The organism is Bacillus sp. FJAT-29937 (assembly GCF_001509555.1).
In the GTDB taxonomy this organism is placed as follows: Bacteria; Bacillota; Bacilli; order Bacillales; family Cytobacillaceae; genus Cytobacillus.
On sequence record NZ_LMAS01000002.1, the window covers coordinates 21,077 to 35,901 of the forward strand.

Genomic DNA, 14,825 nt, shown 5'->3' on the forward strand with positions numbered 1-14,825 from the left:
TAAAATACAGTATTTACTGGGCTAAAAAATGTTGAATATATAATTTTGCCTGCTTAGCAATTTGGGCATCCAATTCTGACATGAAGTGCAGGAATTCTTCGTATGCCTCACCTGCATATAATCGGTAAGGATCTTCCTGTCCATAGCCGCGAACGCCAAAATCCTCTCTCATGTGGAACAGCAATTCCATATGGACAATCCACGAGTGATCTAAAGTCTGCAAGTACATATTCTTGATTTGCACTTGGAAATCTTCGTTTGCCTCAAGCTTATCTAATAATTCTAGCTGATTTTTAATTAGCTCGTCTACTTTGCCTTGGATGATTTGCTTTTCAGCGCCTTTTATTTCAGAAGCCGGGAAAGGAGGGGTTCCGAAAACAAGTGTCAGCTCCTCATAAAGACTTTCAGTTGGCCAATCTTCCTCTAATACATCGTCTGGACAATATTTTTCGAGGAGCTTCTGTACATGATTGTTTAGCGATTCCTTCAGCAACTCATTGAAATTAGGAATGGTGAGTAAATCATTGCGCCTCTTGTAAATAATTTTTCTTTGTTCATCAACAATATCGTCGAGCTTCAATAAATGATTTCTGGATGAGAAATGAGCGCCTTCCACTGTTTCCTGTACCTTCTTAACGAATTTAACAGGATTCGGAGACTGGATAAGACCATTTTCATCGTACTTCATTTTTTTCTTCCATCTATCCATTTCCTCTTTATCATAGCTATGGAAAATATCATCTTCGATAGAAATAATAAATTGAGTGGAGCCCGGATCCCCTTGACGGCCCGCACGTCCTCTTAGCTGCATATCAATCCGTGCACTTTCATGCAGCTCCGTTCCGATAATTTGAAGACCGCCTAATTCCCGTACCCCTTCTCCAAGAGTAATATCGGTTCCGCGTCCAGCCATATTCGTGGAAAGCATCACTTTATTCTTTTGTCCGGCTTGAGAAATAATAAGGGCTTCGTCTTCTTCGGTTTTGGCATTCAATATTTTATGCTTAATATCGGCCTTCTTTAAATAGGAAGATAAACGCTCAGATTGTTCAATCGACGACGTTCCAATTAAGACTGGGCGTCCCAATTTATTATGCTTGCTAACTTCCTCGACAATCTTCTTCACTTTCGATTCATAATCATTATAGACTAATGGTTCTTCATCTTGGCGAGCATTCGGTTGATTCGTTGGAACCGCGACAACCCTTAAGTTATACGTTTCCCAGAACTCTTGCTTCGCAGGAAGGGCGCTGCCGGTCATGCCAGAAAGGGTTGTGTACATTCTAAAGTAATTTTGAACGGTAATCGAAGCTTGTGTTTGATTTTCTTCCTTAATCGTTACGCCTTCTTTTGCTTCGATTGCCTGATGAAGTCCATCACTGAATGTCCGGCCTTCCATAATTCTGCCTGTGTATTGATCAACAAGCATCACTTCATCTTTTTTTACAATATAATCAACGTCTTTGCGCATGACGACATGAGCTCTTAATGACTGCATGATGTTATGGAGCAGCTCGCGGTGCTCAGCATCATAAAGGTTCTCGATTCCAAAAGCCTCTTCGAATACATTCGCTCCATTATCAGCCAATACGATTTGCTTCGTTTCAGGGTAAAATTCATAGTGATTGCTATCTTCAAAATCTCTTACAATCTCAGATGTAATTTGAAAGAGTTCGGTAGCAATATCAGATTTACTAGCAATAATTAATGGCGTTCTAGCCTCATCTATTAAAATACTATCGATTTCATCGACAATGGCATAATATAATGGCCGCTGCACTTGATCTTCAACGCGTGTAACCATGTTGTCCCTTAAATAATCAAATCCGAACTCCGTGCCTGTCCCGTATGTAATATCTGCGCTATAGGCTTCTTTCTTCTCTGATTCTGATATTTGGGAAATATTTAAGCCAACCGTTAATCCAAGGAATTGAAAGACTTTTCCCATTTGCTCAAAGTCACGAGTGGCTAAATATTCATTAGCGGTAATCACATGAACGCCTTTTCCTTCAAGTGCTTTTAAGTAACTTGAAAGTGTGGCGACAAGTGTCTTTCCTTCCCCTGTTGCCATTTGAGCAATGCCGCCATCTAAGAGGACAAGGCCTCCAAGTAATTGCACATCATAATGGCGAAGTCCGAGAACCCGTTTGGAAGCTTCACGGACAATGGCAAAGGCTTCTTCTTTTAAATTGAAGATCGAAACGCCTGACGCAATTTTCTCTTTAAAATATTGCGTCGCTTCTTTTAATTCTTCATCACTGAGTTTTGAGACATTTGCCTCTAATTCATTTATATTTGCAACATGTTTATATAGACGTTTTAGTTCGGCAGAATCTTCATTAAATACTCGCTTCATTAAAGATAGCATGTTGTTCTCTCCTAAAACTTTTTTTCTAGCTAAATTATAACATATAATGTAGTATAATATATTTTGGTCGAAAAACGGCAGTTAATTTTTTACAGAATCTATTATTCTCTATTATTTGAAACCTTTTTCGAGAATATTCGTCAATTTTAGAGGATAATCCCAATTTAGGGCGAAATGTTATAAAGACTTTTTAATAAATGAGGTGATAATATAATAAAGTTATCAAATGTTGCTAATCTGTAATATTTGTAAAAATGAAATTAATTGAATTCTTTTGTATATATGTTAGGATTAATCTGAATTGATATGAATAAAACTTGCTTTTTCGAGGGATTATACTTGCCTCTAGCAGGATTACTACGAATACAAGGTGATACTATTGGAGATAAAATTTATCGCTGCCTTTCTAGCGGCTATAGTTACATCCTTACTGATAACGCCCCTTGTCATTAAATTAGCCATTAAGATTGGCGCAATTGACAAACCGAACAAAAGGAAAGTGCATTCAAAGATTATGCCTAGGCTTGGCGGTTTGGCCATATTTGGCGGGGTAATTGCAGGCTATTTTGTCGGTGGACTTTACAATGAAAAAATTACCGGAATTACAGTCGGTGCCATTATTATTGTGATTACCGGCATTCTTGATGATAAATATGAATTATCAGCAAAGTATAAGCTTCTTGGCCAGCTTCTTGCTGCTGGTGCCGTTGTAGGAAGCGGATTAAATATTGATCATTTAACGATTCCGTTTGTCGGTACGTATGATCTTGGATTATGGACCTATCCAATGACAGTTTTCTGGATTGTGGCTATCACGAATGCAATTAATTTAATTGATGGGCTTGACGGTCTTTCTGCCGGTATTTCAGCCATTGTTATTGGGACAATTGCTTTACTGGCTGGAATTGCAGGGAAACCGCTAATCTTAATGTTATCGCTTATCTTATTGGGAAGCACAATTGGCTTCTTGTTCCATAACTTTCATCCGGCAAAGATCTTCATGGGAGATACGGGGGCCTTATTCTTGGGCTATTCGATTTCGGTCCTTTCTTTGCTTGGACTATACAAAAGTGTTACGTTATTTAGCTTTATTGTTCCGATCATCATATTAGGTGTTCCTGTTTTCGATACAACTTATGCAATCATTAGAAGGATTGTCAATAAAAAGCCGATTTCGGCTCCTGACAAATCACATTTGCACCATCGTCTGCTTGCATTAGGGTTATCTCATAGAAAAACTGTCTTATGCATTTACGGTTTCGGAATTGTTTTCAGCGTAAGTGCCATACTATTCTCAACAGCAACACTTTGGGTTAGTATTTTCCTCATCTTCGGCCTTCTGCTCATTTTTGAACTGCTGGCTGAAGCGATTGGTTTAGTGCATGAAAAGTATCAGCCAGTTATTAAAATATATCGTAAAGTTACTGGCCGACAATAGGATAGGCCGTTTGTGGACGCCCGCAAACGGCTTTTTTTGAAAAGAAATATCGAAAAATGTCAAAAAACAGTAACGAAATTTGTCTGATTGTCGTCTGTTATGTGATAATATAATTTAGTATTTCATCTAGAAAGTTGGAGGAAATGAGTATGAACATTCCAATGTTAGATTTAAGTGAGCAGTATCAAGGGTTAAAAGAAGAAATGTTAGCAGCCTTAGACGAGGTTATGAGTTCTTCCCGATTTATTTTGGGTGATAACGTTAAAAAGCTTGAGGCTGATGTAGCTGAATTTAGTCATGTCAGTCATGGGATTGGCTGTGGAAATGGCAGTGATGCGATACATATTGCACTTCAGGCTGCAGGTATTAAGTCTGGGGATGAAGTCATCACTACGCCATTCACATTCTTTGCAACAGGCGGTGCGATTGTTCGTGCAGGTGCAACACCTGTATATGTAGATATTGACCCGGTTACTTTTAATATCGATCCTGTGAAAGTAGAGCAGGCTATTACTGAAAAGACAAAAGCAATTATTCCTGTTCATTTATATGGACAAATGGCAGATATGGAAGCACTTCGCAAAATTGCAGACAAGCATAATTTGGCTATTATCGAAGATGCTGCCCAAGCGATTGGCGCGAAACAAAATGGAAAGACGGTCGGTGAATTAGGAACTGCTGCGACATACAGCTTCTTCCCGACGAAAAACCTTGGTGCTTACGGAGATGCAGGAATGATCGTGACAAATGACGATCAAGTAGCTGAAAATTGCCGCGTGATCCGTGTGCACGGAAGCAAACCGAAATATTATCATCATGTATTAGGTTACAATAGCCGTCTAGATGAGCTTCAAGCGGCTGTCCTAAACGTGAAGTTTCCTCATTTAAATAAATGGAGCGAGCTTAGAAGAGAAAAAGCGGCTGTCTACACTCAGCTTCTTAATGAGCAATTAGGTGATCTTGTAAAAACTCCAGTCGTAAAAGAAGGAAATTATCATGTTTTCCATCAGTATACGATCCGTGTAGAAAAGCGTGATGAACTTCAAGCGTTTTTAAAAGACCAAGGCGTACAAACGATGATTTACTACCCGCTTCCGCTACATGTTCAGCCTGTATTTAAAGATTTGGGTTACCAAGAGGGAGACCTTCCTGAATCTGAAAAGGCTGCAAAAGAGGCATTATCGCTTCCAATGTTCCCAGAACTTAAACAGGAGCAGCAGGAATATGTTGTAGCTAAAATTAAGGAGTTTTACAACAAATAAAAAAACCGAATGAAACGTCGCCGAATAGGGGGCGTTTCTTTACTTGCGTGTAAGGAAGGCAATTCCCGATTATAGAAAAAAGCAACACACGGGAATCGAAGAATATTTATTATTTTTAAAAGGAATGGTGGTCCTGTTGGCAGAACAGAAAAGATTTGTATTATATGAATACCTCGTATTCTTTTGGAAAAAGAAAGCTTTCTTTTTGATTATTCCGCTGATTTTTACCCTATTAGGATTTGGAGGCTCATATTTAGTTCCTAAAGACGGAAAATATGTAGGGAATGCAACGGTTTTTACGGGATCGATAAAATTAAAGGCATTAACGAATCCGATCAGTATTGAGGCTGATTATGGCAAAGATGTCCATGGGGTTATGGATATTTATGTATCAAGTGAAAGCTATATTAAAATAAAAATTTACGATGATAACAAAGAACGCCTGGAGCAGGATCTTCAAAAGATGACGGCGGGTGTTGAATGGGCGCTTGTAGATAGTTTTGACCGAAGATATAAAGCAACAGAGGATGCTATAGCGCTTAATCAAAGAAAGTATGATGCACTTGAAGAAGGTGTATTAGCATCAAGCAGCGCGAAATTAGAAAGCAATAACCTCACAATTGAAGAAACATCACATATTACTAGTCTACTTGAATACACAGAATTTGAAATGGCTTCAACTGCAACTTCTATTTCAAAAATGAAAGGTGATTTAGAATTTTTCGAGCCGCCTTCCATTGTAAGTCAAAATGTGAATGAAGTGGACACCTATAAATTAGAGTTTTCATTAGCAGGTCTAATTTTAGGAGTATTTGCGACTTTCTTAATCCTTATGCTTTGGAACTATATTAATGAAGCCCGGAGGAATTACAGCCATGATTAATTTTGCCATCGTAGGAATGGGGCATATAGCAAATAAACATATTGAGGCCATTGAAAAGGCGGAGAATGCAAATTTATTTGCCATTTGTGATACAAATCCAGCACGTTTGGAAATGGATTTTCCGAATGTGAAAAAATATACAGATCTTCAAAAAATGCTCGAAGAAAACCCGGAAATTCATGTAGTCAATATTTGTGTACCGTCCGGCCTGCACGCTCGTTTGACGAAAATTGTTGCAGAAAACGGAAGACATATTATTGTAGAAAAGCCGATGTCATTAAAGCTTCAGGATGCTGAAGATATGATTCAATATGCGAATGACCACGGTGTGAAGCTGGCTGTCGTTCATCCAAACCGTTTCAGACCAGCAATTCAGAAGCTAAGAGAGCAAATGGATGCAGGTGCCTTTGGGAAATTAAGCCATGCGAATGCAACTGTGCGCTGGAATCGTAATCAAGCTTATTATGATCAGGCTGAATGGAGAGGAACGAAGGAATTCGATGGCGGCGTTCTAATGAACCAGGCTATTCATGATCTTGATTTAATGCTATGGCTAATGGGGCCAGTTGAATCTGTTCAGGCTATGGCAGCAACCCGTCTGCGAAAAATCGAGACAGAAGACGTTGCGGCAGCTGTTGTCCAATTTAAAAATGGCGCACTAGGCGTTATTGAAGCGGCGACAACCATTTATCCGAAGAACTTGGAAGAATCCCTTGCCATTTTCGGTGAAACTGCATCTGTGAAAATTAGCGGACGAAATGCTAATTTCATTGAAACGTGGGACATTGAAGGTGTATCCGAAGAGGATGCGGACAAACTAAAAAATGAAATCAAAGCAGATCCATTTGGGAAGCCAGGTCACCAATGCATCATCGAAGATATGGTGCTAGCTGTGAAAGAAAACCGTAATCCAATTGTAACTGGCGAAGACGGTCTCGCTCCTGTAAAATTGATACTGGCCATTTTAGAATCAGCCGAAACAGGGAAAAAAGTCGTTCTATAATAAGTGGCAGTTCAGCTGCCCGTAATCTGCTCTAAAAGGAGAAATAAAGATGGACGTATATACATCATTATTAAATAAAATTGAAAAAAAAGAAGCGGTCATTGGAGTCGTAGGCCTAGGTTATGTTGGTCTGCCGCTAGCAGTTGAAAAAGCAAAAGCCGGCTATAAAGTAATTGGCTTTGATGTGCAGGCAGCACGTGTCGAGCAAGTAAATATGGGAATTAACTATATTGGAGACGTTGTGGATCAAGATTTAGCGGATATGATCAAGAACGGTCATTTGGAAGCCACTACTGATTATGCTCGAATTCAAGAGGTGGATGCTGTAGCGATTTGCGTGCCAACACCGCTTGATATTTATCAGCAGCCGGATACTTCTTATGTGAAAAGCTCATCTAAAGAGATTGCGAAATATGCACATGAAGGCATGCTTGTTGTATTAGAGTCCACAACTTACCCAGGAACAACTGAGGAAATTGTAAAGCCAGCCCTTGAAGAAAAAGGCTTTAAAGTGGGAGAAACCGTGTTTGTTGCGTATTCACCAGAGCGTGTTGACCCAGGTAACAAGCAATTTAAAACGAAGAATACACCAAAGGTTGTTGGCGGTATTACTGAGAATTGTACGAAAGTGGCAGCTGCCCTTTACCGCAATGTCCTTGAAGGGGACGTACACGAAGTATCTTCTCCAGCTGTTGCTGAAATGGAGAAAATCTTTGAAAACACGTTCCGTCACATTAACATTGCCTTAGCGAATGAAATGGCCATTTTATGCGATAAAATGGGCATCGATGTTTGGGAAGTTATTGATGCGGCTAAAACAAAGCCTTATGGATTCATGGCATTCTACCCAGGCCCAGGTCTAGGTGGCCACTGTATCCCAATCGACCCATTCTATTTAACATGGAAAGCGCGCGAATATAATTACCACACAAAATTAATCGAGCTTGCAGGCGAAATTAATAACAGCATGCCGGAATACGTGATTACGCGTTCTATGCAAGTATTAAACGAAGACGGCAAAGCCCTTCGCGGCGCGAAAATTGCTGTTCTTGGTGTAGCTTACAAAAAGGACATTGACGATGTTCGTGAATCACCAGTTCTTAAAATTGTTGAGCTCTTAGAGCACCATGGCGCTGATTACACAGTGGTTGATCCATATGTAAAATCATTCAGATCATGTGACCAGCAAGTTGAAACAGTCGAGCTGTCTAAAGAGCTGCTAAATGATGCAGACCTCGTATTGGTTACAACTGATCACACAGATTTCGACTACAACATGATTGCACAAGAGAGCAAAGTCATTTTTGATACGCGTAATGCATTAAAAGGCATTGAAAAACCGAATAAATATATTAAATTGTAATTTTTTTAGCTGAATTGGCTGGTTTATCGACTTGATATAGTGAAGTATAAGTTGGTATTTTAACTTTATCAGCCAGATATAGCGGTTTGTCAGCCAATTTTTGCGATTTGTCAGCCAAATTCAGTTGTTTATCAGCCAATTTTAACGATTTGTCAGCCAAATCCAACAGTTTATTAGCCAATTAAAAAATACTGATATCCATTAAAAAATTTCGGCTCAACTCCATAAAACGGCTAATATAACTGCCACTCTATATTAAAAGGTAAAGGGAGACTTTCGAATATGAATTATATTGATCCTTCCGCTCAAGTAGATCCATCCGTCCAAGTTGGACATTTTTCAGTAATCGAAAAAGATGTGAAAATCGGTAAAGATGTCATCATCGGTAACCGTGTAACGATTCACGAAGGGACAATCATTGGCGACAACACGACTATTGCTGATGGAGCAGTTGTTGGGAAGCCGCCAAAGCCTGCTAAGACTAGCACGGTTAAGCTTTCTGCTTCAATCCCGGCACTTGAAATCGGGGAAGAAGTGACAATTGGAGCGAATTGCGTCATCTATCGCGGCGCCAAAATTGGTTCAAGCACGCTGATTGCGGACCTTGCAAGCGTGAGAGAAAATGTGGAAATCGGCAACTTTGTCATTGTTGGCAGAGGCGTAACTGTTGAGAATTACGTAAAAATCGGCGACCGGACAAAAATCCAATCTAACTCTTATATTACGGCGTACACGACTCTTGAAGAGCAAGTATTCATTGCTCCATGTGTGACAACGACTAATGATAACTATATGGGCAGAACGGAAGAGCGTTTTGATAAAATCAAAGGCGCCCATGTAAAAAAAGGAGCTCGCGTTGGCGGTGCTTCCATTATCCTTCCTGGAATCACTATAGAGGAAGAAACATTTGTGGCTGCAGGTGCATTAGTAACGAAGGATACAGAGCCGAAGACATTAATTAAAGGGGTTCCTGCTAAATTCACCAAAATGGTAGACGAGCGGGAGCTGTTATAGGGTGTTCGCCCAAATTAAGCGTTTAGGAGCGGATTCGCTCCTTTACGCATTTATGAACGTTGGTACGAAGCTGATCGCCTTTATCATGCTTCCTATTTACACCACCTTTCTTAACCCCGCGGAATATGGGGTAATAGATTACTTGGATCGGATTACCTCGATGCTTACCTTCCTAGTCATCTTTGGCACCGATTCGGCACTCGCTTTTTACTACTTCGAATCGAAGGATAAAAAGAAGAAGCTTGATTATGTCAGATCTGTCATGACCTTTAGACTGCTGATTGTTCTTATTATTGCGATCGTCTTTCTTATCTGCGGCGGGTGGCTGGCTCAACTGCTATTAGATGATGCCAACCTCTATTATTTGCTCTATATTGCCATTGGGGTTATGGCCTTGGATACAGTCATCGCCTTAATCTTAACGGTTCTTCGGTATGACTTTTTTACAAAAAAGGTTGTTACTTTTACGATATTGAAAATGCTTTTAATTGCCGTCTTTTCTTACGGATTTTTAGCTTATGTCAGCCCTACAATTGATGGGATATTATATGGGCGACTGGTCAGTGTAGCCATCGTTGCCGTGTTGTTAATCAAGCCTTTATTAAAATTCATTAAATTTACCTTTAATAAACAGCTTTTAAAAGAAATCTTAATCTATGCGGCACCGCTCGTTCCTGCATCCCTCGCATTCTGGGTGATCGTCAATGCGAATTCACTTCTATTAGAGAAGTTTACTTCTTTTCACGAGGTGGGCATTTACGGGTCAGCGGTTAAGTTTGCCTCATTAATTACGCTGCTGACTAGTGGTGTGCAAATGGCTTGGCGTCCTTTTTCCATGTCGCTAAAGGACAAAAAGGACAGTCCCGTTTTATTTGCAAAGCTCTACTATGGTATCCTGTTAGTAGGAACGATGGGTGTTCTAATGGTTGCCACACTTATGCCGTGGATTATTCGGATGTTAAGCAGCGAATACCATGAGGCTTACCAGTATGTAGCCATTTTGTCGGCTGTTACTTTCCTGAATTTTTTCTATATGATCATTTCAGTTGGTATTTTCTTTACGAAGCAAACGAAGATTATTTCTTATGCGTTTGGAATGGCCGCCGTTGTAAATATTATTTTAAACATCGTGTTAATCCCATCGTATTCGATTTGGGGAAGCGTTGCGGCTTATTTGATTTCCTATCTCGTGGCCATTACGTATATTTTCTTTAAAAGCCAAAAGCTATACCATGTGCCTGTTTCATTTGGCAAAATGACTTTTTTATTCATAACCTCTTTATTAGCTGTGATCGCAATTGTCTATATTCAAGAGAGCAGCATCCCTGATCTCAATATTATTTTTGCTTGGCTTGGATTTATCGTTGCCATCCTGTTATCGCGGGTGGACAAAGATTTATTGAAGAAAAGATCAAGGGCAATTTAACGTAAAATAGGTGATCCGTTTGTTCTATGAAGTTAGAATTTCCAATAACAGGCTCATAAAAGAAATTCCCGTTTCCTTTGGCCAAGTCTATTTTGGCGGCTATGTGATTTATCAGGGGAAGTATTATCATCAGGATAATATTCAAGATATCCTTGAGGAAAATTTCTTTGAAAAACATTTACAGGATTTAATCGGGGAGTTTGTATTTATTCAAGCTGGCCCCAACAGATTAACAGCGATTGTCGACCGGAAGCGCAGTATTCCGCTATTCTACTATAAAGAGGGATCCCGCTGGATTGTGACAGATAAAATTGCACACCAGCAAGATCGGATTCTCCAGAAGACCGCTGCAAAAGAATTCCTTCTTACAGGGTTTACCGCGAATGAAAAAACGCTTTATGAAGGGGTATACCAAATTGAAGCCGGCTCTTCTATTCAAATCGATGAAGCGGGAACAGTTGATAATAAGGAGTACTACCAATTTTACCACCATCCAGAAAATAAGGAGCTTGAGCAATTCAGTGAGGAGCTTCAGGCCGTCTTCCATGCGGTATTTAATGATTTAATTAAACGTTTGATTAATAAAGTTCCGATTTTGCCATTGAGCGGTGGATATGATTCGCGGATTATTGCCATTCTGCTGAAGGAATATGGGATTGAACATATCGCTTCCTTCACATATGGGAAAAGGGAAAATAAAGAAGCGCAGGTAAGCCGTGAGATCGCCCAACGACTTGGGTTGAAATGGGACTTTATTGAGTACAAAAAGGATGATTGGCATCGATGGTATCATTCTCAGGAATGGAAGGACTATGTTGATTTTGCTGTGAATGGCTCGTCTATGGCCCATCTTCAGGATTGGCCGGCGGTAAGGGAGATCGTTACGAAGCAAGATGCAGATTATGTCTTCATTCCAGGACATTCCGGCGACTTTGTAGCAGGCAGTCACTTAGCCTATGAAATCACGGTCGATCGTGAATTTACTGCTGACGATATTGTCCAGTTTAATTTTAATAAGCATCATAAGCTATGGGAAATGGGACAATGGCTGCACTCATCTGCCGCAGACGTGATAATTGAAATGAAAAGGTCATTTAAAGACCTCCCTCATCAAACAAACGAACAAGCAAGCGCCCTCTTTGAATACTGGGACTGGCGAGAGCGGCAGGCAAAGTTCATTATCAACTCTATTCGCGTATATGAGTTTTATGAAAAGGGATGGGATATTCCGTTATGGGATGACCGGTTAATGGAGTTTTTCAAAACAGTTCCTGTTGAATATCGCTTCAAGAAGTACTTATATGATTATACATTGAACAAAATGTATCCGGATTATTTCCCTGAGCCTGTAAAGCCAGCTGGGAAGGAGACTTCTTTAAAACAGAAATATGGTGTCTTCTATCATACGGCGAAAAAGCTCTATAACAAGAAAAAGCTTTACCAGCAGTACTATACCGAGCCTATGGAATGGTATGGGATTTATAAGACCTATCCTGAGTACGTGATGGCTTTGTCTTTCAAACATAATGGAGACAAATATTCACAGCCTTATAATATTAATTCATTTTTAGCAAAAGACTATATTCAAAGCTTGAAAGGTGAATTTAAATGAAAATACTAACGATTCTTGGCGCAAGGCCACAATTTATTAAAGCAGCACCGGTATCAAGGGTTTTAAGACAGCATATGGATGAGAAAATCATTCATACAGGTCAGCACTATGATGCAAATATGTCTGATATTTTCTTCGAAGAGCTTCATATTCCAAAGCCGGATTATCATCTTGGTGTCGGATCTGGTAACCATGGCAAGCAAACAGGTGAAATGCTTGCGAAAATTGAAGAAATCGTATTAAGCGAGAAGCCAGATTATTTATTGGTTTATGGAGATACGAACTCTACGCTAGCGGGCGCACTTGTGGCTGCTAAATTGCACGTTCCTGTTGTTCATATTGAAGCTGGATTAAGAAGCTTTAACAAGAAAATGCCGGAAGAAATTAACCGTATCATGACAGATCATGTTTCAGAATTCCTATTCTGCCCAACAGATACAGCGGTTGAAAATTTAACAAACGAAAATATTACCCGCAATGTGTTTAACATCGGGGATGTGATGTACGATGCTGTTCTTTATAACCGTGAGCTTGCGAAGGAAAAATCAAATATCCTTGAAGAAGCTGGGTTAACTTCAAAAAATTACCATTTAATTACGATTCATAGAGCGGAAAACACGGATGATCTGCAAAATATGAAAAATATTTTAGAAGCTTTTTCAAAAATTGAAGAAGTTAAAGTTTGGCCAATCCATCCGAGAACAAAGCATAAATTGGCTGACTATGGTTTAAATCTTGAAGATGTTCCAAACTTAAAAGTCATTGATCCTGTTGGCTATTTAGATATGCTGACATTAGAAGCCAATGCGAAGAAAATTGTAACCGATTCTGGCGGCGTTCAGAAGGAAGCCTATTTCATGCAAGTGCCTTGTGTGACAATCCGTGAGCAAACGGAATGGGTGGAGACATTGACTGGGGAAGCGAATATCCTTACAGGCACAGATACGGAAAAAATCTTAGCAGCCGTTCAAAAAGAGGTTCACCCTGAATATAAAGAAGTATTCGGTGATGGCCAAGCTTCAGAAAAAATTGTTGAACTTCTTAACAAAAAGTAGGTGCTGACGAATGTTGGCTTTCATTATCTGGGTGATCGTCTTAATTGTTTCCATCAAGCTATTTTCTAGCGTGTCCGGAAGCCTTTCTTTTACGAAACCCAATTTAAATTCATTAATCTTTTATTACTCGTTGTTTGTTTCCTGCTATATCGGAAGCTTGCTGATAGCCTTAGACATCGATCATTATTATATGATTAACAAGCTTGATCACGATGTTTATCGCTATATCGGCTTCGGAGCGGTATCCTTTGTCATGATTATGCTGCCGCTTACGATGTTTCTTGTCAGCAAACTTGCTGGATTTGATGCGAAAAAGGAATTCAATGAGTATTTGAAAAAACCAATTGAAAAAACGTTTAGTGAAAAGAATGAATTTTACTTGTTATTTCTTGGCCTCTCTTTGGTTTGTATGCTTGCCGTTGCCTATACGCTTTTAAAAACTCATCAAGTGCCGATTTTCTCCCTTTTAAAAGGGAATCTTTCGGAATTAGGGTTGCAGCGGATTGAAGCAGCAAGGAATTTTGGCGGAAATGTATTAATCAGAAATATTTTCGCGATTGCTTTGACACCGCTGCTATCGTTAATTGCGTATGTATATGCGGTAAAAACAGGGCGTTTGAAATGGATCTTTTTATTCTTCGCCCTTTTTGTCAGTGCATTGGTGATTAGCGTATATGATCTATCGAAATCGCCGATTATTTTCTACATCATTATGTTTATATTTGTCAGACTGTATGTTGGCAAATTGGTATTAAAGTGGCAGAAAATTGTGGGATACACGATTAGTGGAGCAGCAGTTATTGTTGTTATGTATGTTTTTATCCAAGGTGTAAAAGATTTAGGCAGTTTTCTTAACTATTCATCCGGACCGATCGGAAGAATAATTCTAGCGCAAATTTCGCCTACTTATCTGCATTTAAATCTGTTTGGCGAATCAATCCCATTTTTGAATGGCAGAAGTTTACCATCGATTCTAATCGGATGGTTTGATATGGAGCAGGTCCGTTCTGCAAGATTAGTGATGGCGAATGCGTTCCCGAACCGAATTGAAGATGGGACGGGCGGCGTGCTGAATACGTTATTTATTGCTGAAGCCTATGCGAATTTCGGCTATTTAGGAATTATCCTAGGCACGATTTACGTAGGGGTTCTCGTTCAGCTTATCTATATTATTTTTATCAGACTGCCAAAAAACCCTGTGTTTTTATGCCTGTTTATTTATTTTTCCATTAATATTCCGCGGACATTAGTAGGTGGATTTACGGATTTCCTATTCAATCCCATTTGGATTTTCATCACTTGCTTATTCGCGGGAATGCTATTGTTTATTAGACTTCGTTTGGATTTGTTCGCTTATCTAGGAAAAAGAAAAGCTGCAGGCAACGAACGATAAGGAGAACA

At 39.5% G+C, this 14,825-nt stretch carries 11 protein-coding genes; 10 read left to right on the top strand and 1 reads right to left on the bottom strand.

Going from position 1 to position 14,825, the window contains the following annotated elements:
• Nucleotides 1-13: 13 nt before the first annotated feature.
• Entirely contained in the window at nucleotides 14-2,368 is a 2,355-nt protein-coding gene (gene secA2, locus AR328_RS03860) for an accessory Sec system translocase SecA2 (RefSeq protein ID WP_066290258.1), read from the bottom strand.
• A 379-nt stretch (nucleotides 2,369-2,747) separates the two neighbouring features.
• Between secA2 and AR328_RS03865 the strand changes: the two genes are divergently transcribed.
• The 10 genes from AR328_RS03865 to AR328_RS03915 all read left to right on the top strand — a co-directional run bounded on the left by AR328_RS03865 (nucleotide 2,748) and on the right by AR328_RS03915 (nucleotide 14,817).
• Nucleotides 2,748-3,806: a glycosyltransferase family 4 protein gene (locus tag AR328_RS03865; RefSeq protein WP_066290261.1), complete on the top strand. Its 1,059-nt coding sequence runs from the start codon at nucleotides 2,748-2,750 to the stop codon at nucleotides 3,804-3,806.
• A gap of 149 nt (nucleotides 3,807-3,955) precedes the next feature.
• Nucleotides 3,956-5,068, top strand: a complete 1,113-nt coding sequence (locus AR328_RS03870; protein ID WP_066290264.1) for a DegT/DnrJ/EryC1/StrS family aminotransferase — start codon at nucleotides 3,956-3,958, stop codon at nucleotides 5,066-5,068.
• 43 nt (nucleotides 5,069-5,111) lie between these two features.
• Nucleotides 5,112-5,951: a hypothetical protein gene (locus AR328_RS03875; protein ID WP_066290270.1), complete on the top strand. Its 840-nt coding sequence runs from the start codon at nucleotides 5,112-5,114 to the stop codon at nucleotides 5,949-5,951.
• Nucleotides 5,944-6,954, top strand: a complete 1,011-nt coding sequence (locus AR328_RS03880) for a Gfo/Idh/MocA family protein (protein ID WP_066290273.1) — start codon at nucleotides 5,944-5,946, stop codon at nucleotides 6,952-6,954. Before AR328_RS03875 ends, AR328_RS03880 begins: the two co-directional genes overlap by 8 nt.
• A gap of 49 nt (nucleotides 6,955-7,003) precedes the next feature.
• Complete coding sequence (locus AR328_RS03885; RefSeq protein ID WP_066290276.1) at nucleotides 7,004-8,317, top strand: nucleotide sugar dehydrogenase; 1,314 nt, start codon at nucleotides 7,004-7,006, stop codon at nucleotides 8,315-8,317.
• A 282-nt stretch (nucleotides 8,318-8,599) separates the two neighbouring features.
• Nucleotides 8,600-9,331, top strand: coding sequence for an acyltransferase (locus AR328_RS03895; protein WP_066290282.1), 732 nt, complete (start codon nucleotides 8,600-8,602; stop codon nucleotides 9,329-9,331).
• A 1-nt stretch (nucleotide 9,332) separates the two neighbouring features.
• Entirely contained in the window at nucleotides 9,333-10,757 is a 1,425-nt protein-coding gene (locus tag AR328_RS03900; protein WP_066290286.1) for a lipopolysaccharide biosynthesis protein, read from the top strand.
• A 19-nt stretch (nucleotides 10,758-10,776) separates the two neighbouring features.
• The gene (locus AR328_RS03905) at nucleotides 10,777-12,369 is read left to right on the top strand and encodes an asparagine synthase C-terminal domain-containing protein (protein ID WP_066290291.1); all 1,593 of its coding nucleotides are present in this window, start codon (nucleotides 10,777-10,779) and stop codon (nucleotides 12,367-12,369) included.
• On the top strand, nucleotides 12,366-13,424 hold the full coding sequence (wecB, locus tag AR328_RS03910; RefSeq protein WP_066290294.1) for a non-hydrolyzing UDP-N-acetylglucosamine 2-epimerase: 1,059 nt from the start codon (nucleotides 12,366-12,368) through the stop codon (nucleotides 13,422-13,424). Before AR328_RS03905 ends, wecB begins: the two co-directional genes overlap by 4 nt.
• A gap of 10 nt (nucleotides 13,425-13,434) precedes the next feature.
• Nucleotides 13,435-14,817 carry an O-antigen polymerase gene (locus tag AR328_RS03915; protein ID WP_066290296.1) on the top strand — a complete coding sequence of 461 codons (1,383 nt, stop codon included), beginning with the start codon at nucleotides 13,435-13,437 and terminating at the stop codon, nucleotides 14,815-14,817.
• Nucleotides 14,818-14,825: the final 8 nt, after the last annotated feature.